Origin of the sequence: Methylocystis sp. ATCC 49242 (assembly GCF_000188155.2) — a bacterium.
In the GTDB taxonomy this organism is placed as follows: Bacteria; Pseudomonadota; Alphaproteobacteria; order Rhizobiales; family Beijerinckiaceae; genus Methylocystis.
On the sequence record NZ_KE124774.1, the window covers coordinates 819219 to 836903 of the forward strand.

Consider the following 17685-nt stretch of genomic DNA (forward strand, 5'->3'; position numbering starts at 1 on the left):
GAAAATCAATATATTGCTACTTAAAGTTCCAGTTGAAGATCAGGAGAGCAAGGCGCTGGGTCAAAGGTGTTCGACGTCGACAACGCCGGGGATCGCGCGCAGGGCGCTCGCCACCTGGGCGTTCACCGGGTAGCTTCCCGGGAGGCGGATCTCGATTTCCTCGGGCGCGACGTCGCGCTTGATGAGCAGCGAAACTTCGCCTTCGCCCTTTCCAGTAAGCTTGTTTTTAATCCTGTCCAACGGACTTTGATCTCTTACGACTATCCGCAATCCCTTCTGGGCGCGCGCCGCGGCATTGGCCAGAGGCTCGACCGCGACGATCCGGGCACGCACGTCTTCGCCCTCGACGCTCGCCGAAAGGGTCACCAGCACCGCCGCGCCCTTCTCCAGCACGTCGCGATACTGGTTGAGCGCCTCCTGAAAAAGTATGGCTTCATACTGGCCAGTCGTATCCGACAATTGCACGATGCCCATCTTGGAGCCGGACTTCGTCCTGCGCTCCGCGCGATCCAGAACGACCGCCGCGAGCCGCCCCGCGGTCGCCCCGCCCTTCACGTCAGCGACGAATTTGGACCATCGCGATACCCTCAATTTGGGTAGGAGACCGGCATAGGCGTCGAGCGGATGACCAGACAGGAAGAAGCCCGCCGCGTCATACTCCCGCTGCAGCCTCTCGGCCGCATTCCAGGGAGTGACCCTGGGCAGAACCAGATCATCAGCCTCCGCCTCGCCGAACAACGCGTTCTGTCCGGCCTTGCGATCTTCGGTGTGGCGATTGGCTGCGGCCAGCACCGGTTCGACGGCCGCGAAAGCGGTCGCGCGATCGGGTTGAAGCTCGTCGAAGGCGCCGCAGGCGGCGAGGTTCTCGAGCACCTTCTTGTTCACTTCGCGCGGATTGATCCGGCGGGCGAAGTCCGAGAGACTCTTGAACGGCAGGTCGCCGCGGGCGCGAACGATCGACTCGGCCTGCCCCTCCCCGACGCCCTTGATCGCCGAAAGCGCATATCGGATGGCGAGCTTGCCGTCGGACCCCGGCGCTACGTCGAAGTCCACCCCCGAACGGCGGATCGAGGGCGGCTCGACGGCGATCCCCAGACGCCGCGCCTCGTCGCGGAACTCGGCCAGCTTGTCGGTCTGGCTCTTGTCGAAAGTCATTGATGCGGCAAGGAATTCCGCCGGGTAATGCGCCTTGAACCAGGCTGTCTGATAGGCGATCAGAGCATAGGCGGCCGCGTGCGACTTGTTGAAGCCATAGTCGGCGAACTTCGCCAGCAGGTCGAAGATGAAGTTGGCGAGATCGGCCTTCACCTCGCGCTCGATCGCGCCCTTCACGAAGCGCTCGCGCTGGGCGTCCATCTCGGCCTTGATCTTCTTGCCCATGGCGCGACGCAGCATGTCGGCCTCGCCCAGCGTATAGCCGGAGAGCACCTGGGCGATCTGCATCACCTGTTCCTGGTAGATGATGACGCCGAAGGTCTCTTTCAGAATGGGCTCGATCTTCGGGTGATAGTAGTCGGCCTCCTCGTCCCCGAGTTTCACCGCGCAATAGGTGGGGATATTCGCCATCGGGCCCGGCCGGTAGAGAGCCACGAGCGCGATGATGTCCTCGAAACGGTCGGCGTGCATTTCGACCAGCGCCTTCCGCATGCCGGCGCTTTCGAGCTGGAACACGCCGACGGTCTCGCCGCGCCCGAGCATGGCGTATGTCTCGGGATCGTCGAGCGGCACCTTGGCGAGATCGAAATCCGGGTCGCGGCGTCGGGCCAGATCGCCCGCCATGGCGAGCACGGTCAGGGTCTTGAGGCCCAGAAAGTCGAATTTGATCAGGCCGGCAGGTTCAACCCACTTCATGTTGAACTGGGTCGCCGGCATGTCGGACTTGGGGTCACGGTAGAGCGGCGTCACCTCATGGAGCGGCCGGTCACCGATGACCACGCCAGCGGCGTGAGTGGAGGCGTTTGAGTAAAGGCCCTCGAGCGCTCCCGCGACCTTGAAGAGCCGCGCGACGCGCTCATCCTCCGCGGCGGCCTCGCGCAATTTCTGCTCGCCAGCCAGCGCCTCGGCCAGAGTCACGGGCTTCGCGGGGTTCTGCGGCACGAGCTTCGCGAGCTTGTCCACCTGCCCCAGCGGCATCTCAAGCACGCGGCCGACGCTACGGAGCACCCCGCGCGCAAGGAAGGAGCCGAAGGTGATGATCTGAGCGACCCGGTCCGCGCCGTAGCGGTCGCGGACATATTCGATGACTTCCCCGCGCCTCGTCTGGCAGAAGTCGATGTCGAAATCCGGCATCGACACGCGCTCGGGGTTGAGGAAGCGCTCGAAAAACAGGCCGAAGCGGAGCGGGTCGAGATCCGTAATGGTCAGGGCGTAGGCGACAAGCGAGCCTGCGCCGGAGCCACGCCCCGGTCCCACCGGAATTCCTTTTGATTTCGCATATTTGATAAAATCCGAAACGATCAGGAAGTAGCCGGGAAAGCCCATCTTCTCGATGGTGCTCAACTCGAAGTCGAGTCGGGCGAAATAGTCCTCCCGCGCGTGTCCTTCCGCCGGTCCGTGCGCGGCAAGGCGCGCTTCGAGGCCCTCCGTCGCCTGTCGTCGAAGCTCTTCCGCCTCCACCTCGTTGAGCGGCCGGTCATCGGGCGTGTCGCGCATGAAACGCGGCATGATCGGCTTTCGGGTCTTTGGCCGGAAGCTGACGCGGCGGGCGATTTCCACCGTATTGGCGGTCGCTTCCGGGAGGTCGGCGAAGAGCGCCCGCATGTCGGCCCGGGTTTTGAACCAGTGCTCCGGCGACACGCGGCGGCGTTCGCTCACGCTTGTAACCGTGCCCTCGGCGATGCAGAGCAAGGCGTCATGCGCCTCGAAGTCTCCAAGGGAGGCGAAATAAGGCTCATTGGTAGCGACCAGCGGCAGGCCGCGACGATAGGCTATGTCGAGCAGCTGAGGTTCAACTTCAAGCTCAAGTTTAAGTTTATGTCTTTGAATTTCAATATAAAGTCTGTTATTGAACATTCGCTCGAGCACGTCCAGCCGGGCGCGGGCCTGCTCCGGCCGGCCCGCGGCGAAAGCGCGATCGAGCGCGCCGTCGGGTCCGCCGGTGAGCGCGATCAGTTCCTCGGCGTCCGCGGAGAGCGCGGCGAGAGTCACGTGCGGGGCGTCGCCTTGCTCGGTTTCGAGATAGGCGCGCGAGGCGAGCCGCATCAGATTGCGATAGCCGGCCTCAGTCTTGGCGAGGAGCACGAGATTGGCGAGACGCTCATCCTGTCCCGCGAGTCCCCCCGACTTGCCGTCGCCGAAGTCGACGCAAAGCTGCACGCCGGCGATGGGTTGGAGGCCGGCCTTCGCCGCCTTCTCGGAAAACTCCAGCGCGGCGAAAAGGTTGTTCGTGTCAGTGACGGCCAGCGCCGGCTGCTCGTCTCGCACCGCGAGATCTATGAGCTTGCCGATGGATAATGCGCCCTCGCGCAGCGAGAAGGCGGTGTGGACATGGAGATGGACGAAACCGGGGTCGGCTTTGGTCATGTGCGGACTGCCGGGATATTGCGCGCTCACGCAGGACGCGCAGACATTTACTCGGATATGTAAGTCTACCGACTGATAATGGCCGCAGGAACAGGCAATTGCGCTTCGTCCACAGCGCAACCGTTGATTAACCAAAAAAGCAAAGCCCGGTGGAGGCGGACCTCACCGGGCTCGGGATATTCGGGGCTGCGTCCCGGACGAACATGCGGCGCAGCCGTGTTCGCGCCGGATTACTCCGCGGAGGTAAAAGTCTTCGTCACCGACTCCATCGGCTTGAAGGCTTCCTTGGCCATGGAGGAGTAGAGTTCGCCGATCTTCGTAGCCTCGGCGACGAAATCCTCATAAGCGCTCTTGGCGAAGTCGGTCTGAAGCTGGAAAGCCTCGTCGATCTTCTTCACAGAGATGAGCTTCTCCGCGAGGAGGCGGCTCTTTTCAAACGACTTCTTCGAGTAATCCGTGGTCTCGGCGGCAATGCTCTGCCAGCCTTTGGTGACCGCCGCGGCGGCTGCGGAAACAGCCTCGAACTGCTCTTTTCCGATCTGCTGCACGCTTTCGAAATTGGCGACCATTGGGCTCGTCCTTCTCTTGGCGGCTGACTCGCAATCGCCGCCCTCCTGGCGGCGCGGCGTGCGCGCCTGCTAACAGATTTCTATATATGCGCTGCACAAAAGTTCGTCAATAAAAATGTTGCGTCGCAAAATCAGCCAAAAAAATTCATGTGCCGCTTAACCGCCGGGTAACCGCGTTCTTCTAGCCTGATCAACTGTGGCGTTTTGGCGACGCTGCCTCCCCGGGCGTTCCGCCAGTTCAAACGCCAGTAGTTGAGGCGAGTAAAATGTTGAAACCGAGTCTATTGGACCGCCTGGCGCAGCCACGCTCCCTGGCGGCAATCTTCACGGTCATTATGGCCTTCGTGGCGATTTCGGCGATCCCCGCGGAGGCGCGTCGTCATGGCTACCGCCAGCATTACGCCTATCGCCACACCTATCACCATTATTTCGCGCAGCACCGCGGCTATGCGCGTCATGCACGCAGTTATCGCATCGAGCGGGCGCGGTATTCGGGCGGCGACGGCGGAATTGTCGGCGAGCATCGCGGCTTTGCCGCCATCGTGGTCGATGGCAACAGCGGCAAGACGCTCTATGCGCGCAACGAGCACGAGCTCCGACACCCCGCTTCCGTCACCAAGGTGATGACGCTCTATCTGCTTTTCGAGCAACTCGAGAAAGGCAAGCTGCGTCTCGACTCCCCGCTGATGATCTCCTCCCATGCCGCCGCGCAGGCGCCGTCGAAACTCGGCCTGCGGCCCGGCGAGACGATCAGCGTCGAAAACGCCATCAAGGCCGTGGTCACCAAATCCGCCAACGACATCGCCTGCGCGATCGCGGAAAACATCGGCGGCGACGAGCACACATTCGCGCAGATGATGACGCGCAAGGCTCATGCTCTCGGAATGCGCAACACGCATTACGAAAACGCGTCGGGCCTGCCCGATCCCGGCCAGATCACGACCGCTTATGACCTCGCGGTGCTCGGCCGCGCCATTCAGGATCGCTTCCCGCGCTACTACCGCTATTTCTCGACGCACAGCTTCGCCTACAATGGCGCGCTGCACCGCAACCACAACCATCTCCTCGGTCAGGTCGAGGGCATGGACGGCATCAAGACCGGCTATACGCGCGCCTCCGGCTTCAACCTGCTGACATCGGTCCGTCGCGGCAATCATCACATCGTCGCCGTCGTCATGGGCGGCGCCACCGCCGGCGGTCGCGACCGGATCATGGCGGGGCTGATCGAGGACAATATCGGCGGCGGAGCGTCGATCCGCACCGCGGCGGCAATTACCGAGGACTCCGCCGCAGAGCAGCTCGCGGAGGAGTCGCCGGTTGACCGCGTCCAGGAGCGCCAGCCCGAGCGTTTCGCCGAGCGTGAGGTAGAACGCCCGGTCGATCGTCAGGTTGAGCGCGTCGCTTATGCGGAAGAGCCGTCGGTCGAGTCCGACGAGGTCGCGTCCATCCCGGAGCCCCGCGTCCTGCGTCGTCCAGCCGCGCCCGCCCCCGCCGCCCAGATCGTTCCGCCCGCTCCGATCCCCGGCCGTGAGAAGGCCGAGAAGATCGAGAAGGCCGAAAAGCCCGCCCAAGTTCGCCCGGCCTTCGTCTCCGGCGTGCAGAAGCGCGTCGCGGAGGAAAGCCCGGACAAGAAAAAGAGCGCCAAAAACCAGGCCAAGAATGACATAGCCGCCATCATCGACGGCTCCACGACGAGCCGCGTCGCCAGGTCCCGCGAGGTCACGGTAGCGACGACGACGCCCTCCGCGATCCGTTCCACCAACTCGCAGGTCGCCAAGGCCGATCCGGCGCGGCCGTCCCGCCCCGGCTGGATGATCCAGATCGGCGCGGCCGAGAATCCGGACAAAGCCAATCAGCTCCTGTCGCGCGCTCGCAGCCAGTTGCAGGGCTTCCCGGTCAACGCCCGGGCATTCACGGAAAAGGTGCAGAAGGGCAATGAGACGCTCTATCGCGCACGCTTCGCCGGTCTTGAGGAACAGAGCGCCGAATCCGCCTGCAAGGCGCTGAAACGCTCCGGCTTCTCCTGCTTCACCACCAAGAACTAAGAGGGGCGCGCCGCTATGTCCGCCAGCTGGGATCAGAACTTCGGCTCTGGTCGGCGCCCCTCAATGATGTCGCCGCATCAGGACATCCTTGGCTTCATTCACCCGGGCCGCCAGAGCCGTCGTCCCGCCAAGGTCTGGATGAAATTTCTTCATCAGATCGCGGTGCGCCCGCGCGATTTCGTCGGCCGCCGCGCCTTTTTTCAGCCCGAGGATTTCATAGGCTTCGTCCTCGGAAATCGTGCCCGCTCGGCGAGCGCGCGCCTCGCCCGCGCCGAAGCCCCCCGCGTTCTGGTTCGCATCGCCTGCCGCACGCCATCCGGGAAAGCGGCGATCCAGATACGCCTCTAGCAGGCGCGCTCCGTCGGGATCGTCCCGCTGGCAGATCGCGTAAAGTTCGAGGAGCGCGGGACGGGCGAGAGAAGAAAGACGTTTCCCCTCATCCTTTCCCGCAAGGATGACTCCGCTGATCGCGCCGGTGGAGTGATCGAGCTCCATCTCGATCATCGCGGAACGGACGCGGGATACGCCAGCGCCCCCTGCCCCAGCGTTACGCAATCCCCGGGGGACCGAAAAACCCATCAGCCAGAAGCCGAACCCTCCGAGCGCCAGCCCGAGGTCGAGCCGCCCGCGCAGCAGTAGCAGCCCGCCGAGCGCCATGAGCGCGAAGCCGCCGCCCCGCCGGATGATCTGCGCCAGCGCCGCGGGCGAGGCTTTGGTGTAGGCCTTCAACGCGACCAGCGTAAGAACGAGCGCGAAAAATCCGAGAAGGACAGGCATGGCTTATCTTGCCCCCATCTGCGACAGAAGCAGGCGCGCGGCTCCCTCGCCCCGCTCCGCCCGACGCTCCAGCTCCATCATCCCGCCGACGGCGTAGGCCGCCGCCGCGCCTAGCAGTTCCGCGAGGCGACGCGGGGCCGACGAGTCGAAGGCCACATGGGCGCCGCCCGTGAGGCGAGCGATTTCGCGATAGGCGCGCTGCGTCTCCAGGTCGGCCCCCTCCTGAAACATGAAGGCTTTGAGCCCCAGCAATCCGAGTTCTCCGGCGGTCGACGCGAGAGCGTCGGGGTTTTCCTCCATCGCGTCGCCGATATAGACCAGAGCGCCCACGCGCTGTGCGCGGGTTTCATCGAGCGCATGGCTCAGCACCCTGCCGATCTGGGTCTTGCCGCCGCGACAGGAAATCTTCGCCATCAGGGCGCCAAGCCCCTCGCCGCCCGAGACGAAACGTGAAGCGCGGCATTCTCCGAACCCTCGAAAATAAACCAGCTGAACATCCAGTCCGCCATGCGCGGCGGTCGTGCGGAACATTTCGCCCTGTATCGACTGCGCCAGATCCCAGGTGGGCTGTCGGCTCATCGTGGCGTCGAGCGCGAAAATCAGGCGTCCCCGCGAGGCGCGCGAATCCGTGACGCTTCTCGCCTTTTCGAGAAATGCGTCGATCGCACTATTCTGTGCGGGTCGCGTCGCCGGCGTCTTGTTCAGGTCATCGCCCACGGCAGTTCACGTCGCTTGATGGTAACGCTATATAAAATCGGGCGTCGCCTCTTGCAAAACAAGTGGCCGCAGAGGGGGCGAAGCGGCTTGCGCGCGCCCACGCCGAAGATTGCTCGCCTGGCTTTCGCGAAAACGGCGAGCGACGCAGCCGACGAGGCGTCAAGTGATCCGCAACGAGCTTCCTCCCACGCCCATCGCCGCCTTGCCGGCGCAAGACAGCGAAAATGTGCAAAGTCTCATGCGCCGATTCGCGGAAGAGCTGGCCGCGGCCGGCGTGCGTATCGCGGGGGTGACGCAGACGCGCGTCGCCGACCCGGATGGAAAGACGCGCATCATGCTGCGCGATCTGTCCTGCGGCGCGCATTATCCGATCTCGCAGGATCTCGGCCGCGGCTCGGTCGCTTGCAATCTCGACACGGGCGAACTCGCCATGGCCTGCGCCGCCGTGGAGCGCGCCGCGCGCGCAGGCGCCGACCTGATCGTGATCAGTAAATTCGCAAAGCAGGAGGCGAGCCGCGGCGGCCTTTGCGACGCCTTCCGCGCCGCCATGACCGCGCGCATTCCGGTGATCGCGGCGGTGTCGCCGCATTTCCGCGAGGAGTGGAGCGTCTTTGCGGGCCCGCTCGCCGAGGATGTCGCGCCGGATCGCGAGGCTCTTTCCCGCTGGTGGACGCGGGTGAGAAATCCGAATTGAAACGACGAGCACGACGACGCAATCTGTGACATGTTTGATGTCGCGAGGGGCACGCTCAAGCGCGATAGCGGATGCGCCGCCGGGTCTGACCGACGTGGCGAGGCGGGCTTTGGAAGCGAGGGGGGAAACGCGGATGAGACGATACAAGTCGCTACTGCTGGCCATCGGCGCAATTCTGGCTTCAGCCGTTCTGCCTTGCGCGGGACAGGCGGAAGAGGCCTCCGGACGAAGCGCCAATGCGTATGGCTACAACAATTTCGATCCATACACGCCAATATTCACCAGATTCCAGGTCAAGGACGTAATGACGAGCGATAGCCGGTTCACATACCTGCTCCTCGCCGACGCAATAAACTACGAACCGCTTCTGGTGGCGCGCGGAACCCAGGTGCATATGGGCTTCTGGTCCGGCTGGGGCAATCACGGGAGCCTTGTGCGGCTTCTGGACAATATCAATGAAGGCCAGAACCCCGGTTACGACAGAAAGAAATGCAGCTCGGACTCGACCGAGCGAAATTGCGCCATCTGGGACGAGGGGCAGACCACATCCTTGCAATATCCGTCTTATGTGAGGATGTTGGTGGAGCACTGGTATGACCGCGGCAACGCAGGACCAAGCGCCTGGACGGTGCCAATTTATGGGCGAATTTACAGAAACATAAATCCGCTGACCTTCGAGCAGGCCGACGTCATTTGGGGCAAATATTCGCAACGATATGCGGACATGGCGCAGGAATTCTATCTTAGAACCGGCAAACCTGTGAAAGTCTGGTGTTTTGTCGAAGGCGCCCGGAAGAACCGCATTTTCTACGCTTACGAATATCCTGAGCTGCAAAGACTCGAACGCGCCGGCGTCGTGCGGGTCTATTGCGCGAAGAATCAAAACGCGAAATGGACGAATCCGAACGATTGGACCGTCGGGTTGGGCTCAGCCAGTTGCAACAAGGACTCTGCGCCTGTCGCTCCGCGCGTTCCCGGCGAAATCATCAACGTGAGCAACAGAAAGTAAGATCGGTCGCCCGGTCAGGGAACTGCGGAGGATCGGGTTTCTTCGCCGCCGCCTAAAAGGAGACGCCGCGTCATTCGACAAGGCGTCTTCATTTGTAACGGAAACCAATAAAAGTTTGCGCCGCCCCCCGTCACCGGACTGGCGGCGCATACATCAGCCCGCCGTTGCTCCACAGGGCGTTGATCCGCCGGTCCATCGCCATAGGGGTCGCCGGCCCCAGATTGCGATCGAACATGTCGCCGTAATTGCCGATGTGCTTGATGATCCGAAAGGCCCAGTTCTTCGCGAGACCGAGACCCGCCCCGAGATCTCCGTCCACCCCCACCAGCCGGCGAATGTCGGGATTTTCCGACTTCAGCGCGAGATCGGCGTTGAGGATCGAAACCTGCAGCTCCTCCGCGTTGATCATGGCGTAGAGCGTCCAGCGCACGATGTTGAGCCATTGGTCGTCGCCTTGCCGCACGACAGGCCCGCGCGGCGCCTTCGACAGCATGTCCGGCAGGACGGCGTGGTCGGCCGGCGAGGCGAATTTCGCGCGCGCCGCATAGAGCATGGAGGCGTCGGCCGTCAGCGCGTCGCACTTCCCGGCCTCATAGCCGGCGGCCGCCTCCTCGAAGGTCTCGAAGGCGCGCGGCTCATAGGGAGCCTTGCGCACATTGAAGAAATCGGCGAGCGTCAGCTCATAGGACGTGCCACGCTGCACGCAGACCGAGACGCCCGATAGGTCCCGCGCCGAGGCGAAGCTGCGCTGCCGCCGCACCAGAAAGGTCTGGCCGTCATATAATGAGACCCCCGCATAGATGATGCGCTGGCCGGTGTCTCGCGACTGCGTCCAGGGCGCGCCGCTGGCAAGAAGATCAACCCAATTGCCCTGTAACGACGCAGCGCGCTCCTTCGCCGGGAGCGCCGAATACATCACTTTTGTCGGATCGTCGAAAATCGCCGAGGCAAGGGCGCGGCAAATATCGACGTCGAATCCGCGCCATTCGTTTCCGTCGAGCGGCTCGGCGAAGCCGTCCGCTTCGGTCATGCCGCAGATGACAAAGCCGCGTTTGAGGATTTCACTGAGCGTCGGACCAATCTCGATTTGCGCCTCCGCATCCTGCGCGGCGGCCAGCGCGCACATAACCGCCAGAGCGACGGCGAGGAAAAAGCGTCGGGCGATCATGGACGGGCTCGGATTCGGTTGGTCGGTATATTAGTTTGGCGCCGGCCCGGCGCAAGCTGGGGGCCCATGGGCGCGCCGGGGAATAGCATGAGCACTGATAATCGGAAAAAGCGGCGGAAAATGCGCATGGACACATTGGTGACCCAGGCCGGCCGCGCGCCATTCGATCATTTCGGCTTCGTCAATCCGCCGATCTATCGCGGCTCCACGGTGCTTTTCCCCACGCTCGCCGATCTCGAAGCGCTGCGGCAGCCCTACACCTACGGCACCAAGGGCACGCCAACGACGCGCGCGCTGGAGGACGCCTGGAGCGAAATCGCCGGCGCTGCGGACACAGTGCTGGTCCCCTCCGGCCTTGCGGCCATCGCCCTCGCCTTGCTCACTGCGACGCACGCCGGCGCCCACGTACTTGTCGTCGATTCGGCCTATCAGCCGACACGGAGTTTCTGTGACGGTTTTCTGAAGCGCTTCGGGGTAACGACGGAATATTACGATCCGCGGATCGGCGCCGAAATCGCCGCGCTGATAAGGCCCGAGACGACGGCGGTGCTGCTCGAATCGCCCGGCTCGCAGAGCATGGAGATACAGGACGTTCCCGCCATCGCCGCGGCGGCGCGGGAGAGAGGCGCTTGCGTCATCATCGACAATACCTGGGCGACGCCGCTTTACTTCCCGCCGCACGAACGCGGCTGCGATCTCGCAATCGAGGCCGGAACCAAATATCTCTCCGGTCATTCAGACTTGCTGCTCGGCCTCATTTCCGCAAACGCCAAATGGGCGAAGCGTCTGCGCGCAACCTTCAACATGTTCGCAATGGGCGCCGGGCCTGACGACGCCTCGCTCGCTCTGCGCGGTTTGCGCACCATGGCGCTGCGCTTGCGCGAACAGGAGCGAGCGGCGCTCGAAATCGCCCGCTGGCTTTCGGCGCGTCCGGAGGTGTCCCGCGTGCTGCACCCCGCCCTGCCCGACCATCCGGGCCACGCCCTCTGGAAGCGCGATTTCTCGGGCGCCTCGGGCGTGTTTTCGGTCATTCTGAAACCTGTGTCGAAACAGGCCGTCGCCGCCTTTGTCGACGGACTCGAGCTCTTCGGAATCGGCTTTTCCTGGGGCGGCTACGAGAGCCTCGTGATCCCCTTCGACTGCTCGTCCTATCGCACGGCGACCCGCTGGGTTGCGGAAGGCCCCGCCCTGCGTTTTTCGATCGGGCTGGAGGATGTCGCGGATCTCGAGGAGGATCTGGAAGCGGGCTTTGCGCGCCTAAACGCCTAAGCCTTCAGCGCCGCGCCGAAAGCCAGGATGATCTCGCGCAATTGCAGCTCGTCCACCTGTTCGGCGGCGATCCTGTAGGGAAACCAGTGCGTGACGCGCTGGCCCTTTTCCGGCCATTTCTTGCGCTGACGCTCGACACGCAGGGAAAACACCTCCACGCGACAGGTGACGGAAGCGCCGCCTTTCATGCGCTTGTCATACTCGTAGTCGCCGAGCTTGGTCTTCTCGATCTTGCCGTGCAGACCCGCTTCCTGCGTGGCCTCGATGGCGGCGGCGATATGGGGCTTGCGGCCCTTCATCGGCCAGCCCTTGGGGATCACCCAGCGCTTCGTGTCGCGCGAGGTTGCGAGAAGGATCTCGACGCCCTCCTCCTCGCTAATGCGCCATGGCAGGGCCGCATATTGAACCCGGGTCGCGGCGCCGTCAGCTTTCTTCCTGGCCTTCGGCGCCTTTTTGGCAGCCTTCATCCGGCTAGCCTCGCCAACGTGTAAAACATTGCCGCGATGAAGGCCGCCATCGGCATGGTGATGATCCATGCGACGACAATATCCTTGGCGATGTTCCAGCGAACGGCCGACGCCCGTCTTGCGGCCCCGACGCCGACTATGGCGCCGGTGATCGTATGCGTCGTCGAAACCGGAATGCCGAAACCCGTAGCCAGAAACAGGGTGATCGCCCCGCCCGTCTCGGCGCAGAAGCCCTGCATGGGCGTGAGTCGCGTGATCTTCGAGCCCATGGTGTGGACGATCCGCCAGCCGCCGAAGAGGGTGCCAAGGCCCATCGCGGCCTGACAGGTCAGCACCACCCAGAAGGGCACATGAAACTCGCCGCCATAGACGCCATGCGAGTAAAGCAGCACCGCAATGATGCCCATCGTCTTCTGCGCATCATTGCCGCCATGGCCGAGGGAGTAAAGCGAAGCAGAAACAAATTGCAATGTGCGGAAAAGCCTGTCGACCGCGGCAGGACTCCTGCGCACGAAAATCCACGACACCGCCAGCACCAGCATGAGCGCCAGCACGAAACCCAGCGCCGGGGAGAGCACAATTGCGGAGCCGGTCTTCAACAGGCCGCTCCAGACGATGGCTCCGGTTCCGATCTTGGCCACGCCGGCGCCGACGAGGCCGCCGACGAGCGCATGCGAACTCGACGACGGAATGCCCAGCGCCCAGGTGACGAGATTCCAGACGATGGCGCCCATCAGCGCGCCGAAGATCACTTTGTCGTCAATGATTTCCGGCGAGATGATGCCGGTGCCGATGGTCTGCGCAACATGCAGGCCAAAGAAAAGGAAGGCGATGAAATTGAACGCCGCCGCCCAGAAGACCGCATATTGCGGGCGCAGCACGCGCGTCGATACGATCGTGGCGATGGAGTTGGCGGCGTCGTGCAGACCATTGAGGAAGTCGAAAGCCAGCGCCACGGCGATGAGGCCATAAAGAAGGAACGCGGAATCGGCCACGCGTATCCCCTCAGTTGTGCTCGATGACGATGCCCGTCACCCGATTCGCCACATCCTCGAAACCATCGACGACCTTCTCCAGATGGCCGTAGATCTCGGCTCCGACCACGAAAGCCATCGGATCACTGTGGCGATGCGCGCGGAACAGCTCCTTCAGCCCCTGGTCGTGGATCCCGTCGGCCTCTTCCTCGATGCGGGAGATTTCCTCGCTGAAGCTGTTCAGTTTGCCGGCGTTCTGATGCATCGCGCGCAGCAGCGGAATCGCCGCGCGGGTCAGATCCGCGGCCTGCACGATGATGTCCCCCATCCGACGCATTTGCGGATCGAACTCCCGCGTCTCATAGAGAAGCGTCGCCTTGGCTGTCTGATGCATCTGATCGATCGTATCGTCCATCGCGGTGATCAGATCACGGATGTCGCTGCGGTCGAATGGCGTGATGAAGGTGCGCCGCACGGCGAGCAGCGTGTCGCGCGTGATCGCGTCAGCCTCGTGTTCCTGACGGCGAATTTCCTGGCTGCATGGAAAGACGTTGTCACCGCCCTCCAGAAGCGTCCGCAACCCCTTCGATCCCGCGACAAGCGTCTCCGCGTGCTTCTCGAAGAGGTCGAAGAAACGCTCCTCTCTGGGCATGAGCGCCTGAAACCAAGACAGCATCGTCGCCTCCGCCGGTTCGCCGCTGTCACAAATCTGTCACAAACGACAGCGGCACTTAGCCGGCCTGGCGGCCCGCTGTAAAGCGCTAAAGCGACCGCGATGCGACTAACGCGTTGTGGTTCCGGTCCGATCGGCCTTGCTTAGCTCGACCGCCTGTTCTTGCGGCGTCAAAATCTCGGATAGCGACGGGTTCCTCGCCGGAGCGCGATTCAGGACCATCCGGAGACGCTGGCGAACCTGCGACGGCACGAAAGATGCGCGGTTGAGCGGCACCAGTGTCGTTCCACTGTAAACGAAGGCGCCGTTGGCCTCGACGACGATGTCGCCGGAGTGCAGCGTGGGGTCCGTGAGCGCGGTGCGCTCGAAAAATGCCGCCGAGGATTTCGGGTCATTGCAGGAGCAGTTGACAGACGCCTTGTCGCGGAAGGCGAAGGCTGTCTTGAGCGCCGTATAGCGTTCGCCCTTGTAATTGCGCGCCGTCTCTATGCTCCCGCCGTCGTAGATCTCCATCGGCGCGGAAGGACAGGCGAATTCGCAGGATTGCTGCCGCGTGGCGCGGGTCGATTTTATCAAGGGGAAATAATAGCCGTCGCAGATGCGCACACAGTAGCCGCCCGTCGACGGCTCGCCCTGTCCCGGCCCCCCTTCTCCAGGCTTGGCGAAACGCAACTCGCCGACGGCGCCTTTATGGGCGCTCGCGCGGCGGCTCGACGCCGAATCGCGGGGCGCGCGCGGCGGCGGAGCCGAAGGCCTGGCCGGCGTCGGGTCCGGACCGAAGAGAAATTCGAGCAGGCCCTCGGCCTGCCCTTCCGCGGGAGCCAACAGAAATGCCGCTGCAAGGCCCGCGGCGATCGCTGCAAATATTGGACGGATGCGCCGCATTGCTTCTGTTTCCGTTTTCATTTCCCGCGTCGCGCTGGTGACCCCGGCAGGATTCGAACCTGCGACCCACTGCTTCGAAGGCAGTTGCTCTATCCAGCTGAGCTACGGAGCCCGAGCTACGCGAACGCAAGCTGCTACCAAAATATGTCGTTTCTGGCGACGCTCATAAGAATCGTCTCAATGGCGGACAAGCCTATATCAGACTTCGCCGTAAACTGTGCACTGGCTCACACGCGCCACTGGAATAGCGGCGAATTCGGGGAATGTCTCGGCGGGCTGCATCCGATGATTTTCGCCGCAAAACGCGGCTGGCGACCCCGGCAGGATTCGAACCTGCGACCTACTGCTTAGAAGGCAGTTGCTCTATCCAGCTGAGCTACGGGGCCGTGAGGACGGCAAATCTCCTGTCAATGTGTCCAGAGACCGATGCGGCTGGTCTTGAAATTATCCGAATAGGAAGCTGTGCGCCGCGCCGCAAGGTTCTCCTTGGGCTCCTCGACGCGATAAGGAATGCCGTTGCGCTCTGCGTAGGCGATCGCCTCTTCCTTGGTGTCGAATCGCAGGCGCACCTGCTGCTTCATGTCGCCGGAGCTGGTCCAGCCCATCAGCGGGTCGATCGTGCGCGGCGATTCCGGATCGAAATCGAGCCGCCACGGTTTGACGGCTCCCGGACCTGATTGGGTGGCGCTCGGCGCCGGACGATAGATTCGGGCGGTCATTTCAACCTCACGATTTAGAAGGCGGGGAAAACCACCGCTGCGCCGGCTCGGCTTCCGCCCATCGGACGCCGACGCCAGCCGCTCGACGTTCTTCGTAATGGGCCGACAATTTTTTGCAACCTCATCTTCGCGGCCGGGGGAGAACTTTCCGGGTCGCGGGCTTTCCGGCTTTCAAATTCCTGTGCCCGCCTTGGCGCCCGCCAGCAGTCGCCTGCACCCAGGCAAGCATCGATGGCCGGGAAATCCGTGGACCACAGACAGGCGATCACGCTGGGGATAGCCGCGAAAAAACAGTCAATAACGGACTTTGCCGCAATCTGTCGATTTTGCAAAGACAGCGGGGTTCGCGTCGGGCGGTCTGGTCGGGGCAGCAGGATTCGAACCTGCGACCTGAAGTACCCAAAACTTCCGCGCTACCAGGCTGCGCTATACCCCGACGTTGATTTTACTCAGTTTCTTCCCACGGCTTACCTTACAACTCCTGCTCCTGTGAGAGCAATGTGCTGGGACTGTGTTTGTTGATCGACACTAGGAGTGTCTCAATCGATCCGTTTGCATATCCTCCGTGCGTTGTGTCGTCCAGATGCCCGAGGACGTCTTTTCGGTCTTCGCGCGACATTCCTGACTGCCTCGTCCAAGACGCAAATGTATGACGCAGATCATGAATGCGCGCTTTTGGAACCCCTGCTCTCAGCCTCAACCTTCGCCATCCAGCGCCGATCGATTTGTATCGATCTCCAGTCCTGTGGTTAACGAAGACATAAGGACAAGCTGTGAGTCGGGAAAGGTGTGTGAGTGTGTGTAGAGCTGTGTTTGACAGTGGGATGATGCGACCTCTCTTGGCCTTCTCTCGCTCCCATCCAAGGGTGATAATCTTCCTGTCAAGGTCAACCTCTGACCATGGAAGGCCGAGAGCTTCCTCGTGCCTCATCCCGGTCTCGAGGATCAGGGTGATGAATGGATGCCAGAAGCGGTCGCCCTTGGCAGCGTCGAGCAGCTTTCGGACTTCCGGCAGCTTGAGCCACCGTGGTTTCTTGACAGGCTGCGCCAGTCCTTTCTTCCGGTAGTGGTGGCAGGGGTTCTCTTTTGGGGCCCCTTCCATCTCCCGATCGATGGCGAACTCGATGACCGAGGAGAGAGCGGTCAACTCTCTCCTGATCTGGATGTCGGTGGTTGCCTCCCGGCGCAGACGAACGAAGTCACGCACCCAATCCACGGTCAGGTCGCAGAGCGCCGGCCGGATGGGCGTCGCCTTGAGGATCTTCGTAAGCTTCAGCGCGTAGTGCCGCCGCGTGGAGGCCTTCAACCATTTGGTTGAGGCATCGAGGAACTCGAACGACGCCTGCTCGAGCGAAACGCTCAGCCTACGGGCGCCCTGTTCCTTGAGCTCCTGCTCTTTCTGAAGGGCTACTTCAAGAGCCCTCTTCTGAGTAGCTCGGCCTCTGGGGATATTGGTTGATACTCTTTTGATCTTACCGTCGTGATTTGTGATTTCAGCATACCAGTAGGGGCTGTCTGGACGTTCGTAGAGCTTCGGCATGATACCTCTGAGGTTCGATTGGCAATCCACTCATTAAGAATATGTGGATCAACCAGCCAAGTCCTGTTGAGGTTGACAGCCTCAGGCAAGAGCCCGTGCCGTGCCCAGTAATATACTACCCTCTTACTAACTCCCAGTTGGTTATATACCTTTGAGAGTCTAACTAGATTACGAACGTCCATGATTCTCAATCTGTAGTGTTAGAGTGGAGGTGGTTTGGAACCCACCTCTCACTTAACACCTCACCTCAAGAAGTTAAACCTCCTTAAAGGTTTATTGACATTAGGACTTTGTAATATCTAATATTTAATGCTGAGCTTTCTTGAAGATCCTGATCACCTCACTAACAGTGAATGGGACGGGAACACCCTCCTGAGTTAAAGCATCACTGGCCCGTATCAGCCGAACCAGTGATTTGTCCAAATGGACATAATCCTCTTCATCAAACCCGGAATATAGCTCGAGAGCTAGATCCTCGCTAACATCGGCAAGGATCTCAAGGATTTCACGTTTCTCCACACATAACTCCTACTCGAAAATTGCTGATCAATATTTTTCTTACGAGACCCATGAGCTGGGAACCCGATGATAGTGCCTCCCACGCGTGGTTTCGAACACGCCTGGCAGTGAGCACAATCCGTCTTGAGGTATGTAGCT

Annotated in this window: 16 protein-coding genes, 3 tRNA genes and 1 pseudogene; 4 read left to right on the forward strand and 16 right to left on the reverse strand. The window is 62.0% G+C overall.

The features are described from left to right. Window positions 1-60: 60 nt before the first annotated feature. Window positions 61-3522: a DNA polymerase III subunit alpha gene (dnaE, locus tag MET49242_RS05800; protein ID WP_036287097.1), complete on the reverse strand. Its 3462-nt coding sequence runs from the start codon at window positions 3520-3522 to the stop codon at window positions 61-63. A gap of 230 nt (window positions 3523-3752) precedes the next feature. Then, entirely contained in the window at window positions 3753-4091 is a 339-nt protein-coding gene (locus tag MET49242_RS05805) for a phasin family protein (RefSeq protein WP_036281340.1), read from the reverse strand. 266 nt (window positions 4092-4357) lie between these two features. Here MET49242_RS05805 and MET49242_RS05810 point away from each other — a divergent pair, with 266 nt between their 5' ends. Further along, window positions 4358-6136, forward strand: a complete 1779-nt coding sequence (locus MET49242_RS05810) for a serine hydrolase (RefSeq protein ID WP_036281341.1) — start codon at window positions 4358-4360, stop codon at window positions 6134-6136. Window positions 6137-6196: 60 nt separating this feature from the next. Here the strand turns inward: MET49242_RS05810 and MET49242_RS05815 are convergent, their stop codons facing one another. After that, window positions 6197-6913 carry a DnaJ domain-containing protein gene (locus MET49242_RS05815; RefSeq protein ID WP_036281342.1) on the reverse strand — a complete coding sequence of 239 codons (717 nt, stop codon included), beginning with the start codon at window positions 6911-6913 and terminating at the stop codon, window positions 6197-6199. A gap of 3 nt (window positions 6914-6916) precedes the next feature. Further along, complete coding sequence (locus MET49242_RS05820) at window positions 6917-7630, reverse strand: hypothetical protein (protein WP_036281343.1); 714 nt, start codon at window positions 7628-7630, stop codon at window positions 6917-6919. A 163-nt stretch (window positions 7631-7793) separates the two neighbouring features. Between MET49242_RS05820 and MET49242_RS05825 the strand changes: the two genes are divergently transcribed. Further along, window positions 7794-8324, forward strand: coding sequence for a DUF2478 domain-containing protein (locus MET49242_RS05825; RefSeq protein ID WP_036287099.1), 531 nt, complete (start codon window positions 7794-7796; stop codon window positions 8322-8324). A gap of 133 nt (window positions 8325-8457) precedes the next feature. Then, window positions 8458-9333, forward strand: a complete 876-nt coding sequence (locus MET49242_RS05830; protein WP_036281344.1) for a hypothetical protein — start codon at window positions 8458-8460, stop codon at window positions 9331-9333. Between the two features lie 130 nt (window positions 9334-9463). On the opposite strand, the gene MET49242_RS05835 is transcribed toward MET49242_RS05830, so the two are convergent. Beyond that, window positions 9464-10501 (reverse strand): transporter substrate-binding domain-containing protein, encoded by a 1038-nt coding sequence (locus tag MET49242_RS05835; protein ID WP_036281346.1) that lies wholly within the window; start codon window positions 10499-10501, stop codon window positions 9464-9466. 87 nt (window positions 10502-10588) lie between these two features. Here MET49242_RS05835 and metC point away from each other — a divergent pair, with 87 nt between their 5' ends. Continuing rightward, the gene (gene metC / locus MET49242_RS05840; RefSeq protein ID WP_036287102.1) at window positions 10589-11770 is read left to right on the forward strand and encodes a cystathionine beta-lyase; all 1182 of its coding nucleotides are present in this window, start codon (window positions 10589-10591) and stop codon (window positions 11768-11770) included. Here the strand turns inward: metC and MET49242_RS05845 are convergent. The 11 genes and pseudogenes from MET49242_RS05845 to MET49242_RS05890 form a co-directional block, all read right to left on the reverse strand. Beyond that, window positions 11767-12237, reverse strand: coding sequence for an NUDIX hydrolase (locus MET49242_RS05845; RefSeq protein WP_036281347.1), 471 nt, complete (start codon window positions 12235-12237; stop codon window positions 11767-11769). The two genes, metC and MET49242_RS05845, sit on opposite strands and share 4 nt — an antisense overlap. Beyond that, the gene (locus MET49242_RS05850) at window positions 12234-13232 is read right to left on the reverse strand and encodes an inorganic phosphate transporter (RefSeq protein ID WP_036281348.1); all 999 of its coding nucleotides are present in this window, start codon (window positions 13230-13232) and stop codon (window positions 12234-12236) included. The genes MET49242_RS05845 and MET49242_RS05850 overlap by 4 nt, the downstream gene beginning before the upstream one ends. A gap of 10 nt (window positions 13233-13242) precedes the next feature. Then, a complete protein-coding gene (locus tag MET49242_RS05855; protein WP_036281349.1) occupies window positions 13243-13887 on the reverse strand; it encodes a DUF47 domain-containing protein in 645 nt (214 codons plus the stop codon). A 105-nt stretch (window positions 13888-13992) separates the two neighbouring features. Further along, on the reverse strand, window positions 13993-14790 hold the full coding sequence (locus MET49242_RS23950; RefSeq protein ID WP_084678913.1) for a DUF2865 domain-containing protein: 798 nt from the start codon (window positions 14788-14790) through the stop codon (window positions 13993-13995). A 14-nt stretch (window positions 14791-14804) separates the two neighbouring features. Beyond that, window positions 14805-14881: transfer RNA gene (locus MET49242_RS05865), tRNA-Arg, on the reverse strand. 197 nt (window positions 14882-15078) lie between these two features. After that, window positions 15079-15155 (reverse strand) — tRNA-Arg (locus MET49242_RS05870). A gap of 21 nt (window positions 15156-15176) precedes the next feature. After that, window positions 15177-15488, reverse strand: coding sequence for an ETC complex I subunit (locus tag MET49242_RS05875; protein WP_036281350.1), 312 nt, complete (start codon window positions 15486-15488; stop codon window positions 15177-15179). A gap of 359 nt (window positions 15489-15847) precedes the next feature. Then, a tRNA-Pro gene (locus tag MET49242_RS05880) sits at window positions 15848-15924 on the reverse strand. Window positions 15925-15960: 36 nt separating this feature from the next. After that, entirely contained in the window at window positions 15961-17028 is a 1068-nt protein-coding gene (locus MET49242_RS05885) for a site-specific integrase (RefSeq protein WP_036281351.1), read from the reverse strand. A gap of 26 nt (window positions 17029-17054) precedes the next feature. Then, window positions 17055-17210, reverse strand: a pseudogene (locus tag MET49242_RS26555) (hypothetical protein); the annotation flags it as partial. 124 nt (window positions 17211-17334) lie between these two features. After that, a complete protein-coding gene (locus MET49242_RS05890) occupies window positions 17335-17547 on the reverse strand; it encodes a hypothetical protein (protein WP_036281353.1) in 213 nt (70 codons plus the stop codon). Between the last annotated feature and the right edge of the window lie 138 nt (window positions 17548-17685).

Bases quoted from the DNA above. Each gene is read 5' to 3' on its own strand.
- dnaE (WP_036287097.1), bottom strand. From the start codon at position 3,522: ATGACCAAAGCCGACCCCGGTTTCGTCCATCTCCATGTCCACACCGCC.
- MET49242_RS05805 (WP_036281340.1), bottom strand. From the start codon at position 4,091: ATGGTCGCCAATTTCGAAAGCGTGCAGCAGATCGGAAAAGAGCAGTTC.
- MET49242_RS05810 (WP_036281341.1), top strand. From the start codon at position 4,358: ATGTTGAAACCGAGTCTATTGGACCGCCTGGCGCAGCCACGCTCCCTG.
- MET49242_RS05815 (WP_036281342.1), bottom strand. From the start codon at position 6,913: ATGCCTGTCCTTCTCGGATTTTTCGCGCTCGTTCTTACGCTGGTCGCG.
- MET49242_RS05830 (WP_036281344.1), top strand. From the start codon at position 8,458: ATGAGACGATACAAGTCGCTACTGCTGGCCATCGGCGCAATTCTGGCT.
- MET49242_RS05835 (WP_036281346.1), bottom strand. From the start codon at position 10,501: ATGATCGCCCGACGCTTTTTCCTCGCCGTCGCTCTGGCGGTTATGTGC.
- metC (WP_036287102.1), top strand. From the start codon at position 10,589: ATGAGCACTGATAATCGGAAAAAGCGGCGGAAAATGCGCATGGACACA.
- MET49242_RS05845 (WP_036281347.1), bottom strand. From the start codon at position 12,237: ATGAAGGCTGCCAAAAAGGCGCCGAAGGCCAGGAAGAAAGCTGACGGC.
- MET49242_RS05855 (WP_036281349.1), bottom strand. From the start codon at position 13,887: ATGCTGTCTTGGTTTCAGGCGCTCATGCCCAGAGAGGAGCGTTTCTTC.
- MET49242_RS23950 (WP_084678913.1), bottom strand. From the start codon at position 14,790: ATGAAAACGGAAACAGAAGCAATGCGGCGCATCCGTCCAATATTTGCA.
- MET49242_RS05875 (WP_036281350.1), bottom strand. From the start codon at position 15,488: ATGACCGCCCGAATCTATCGTCCGGCGCCGAGCGCCACCCAATCAGGT.
- MET49242_RS05885 (WP_036281351.1), bottom strand. From the start codon at position 17,028: ATGCCGAAGCTCTACGAACGTCCAGACAGCCCCTACTGGTATGCTGAA.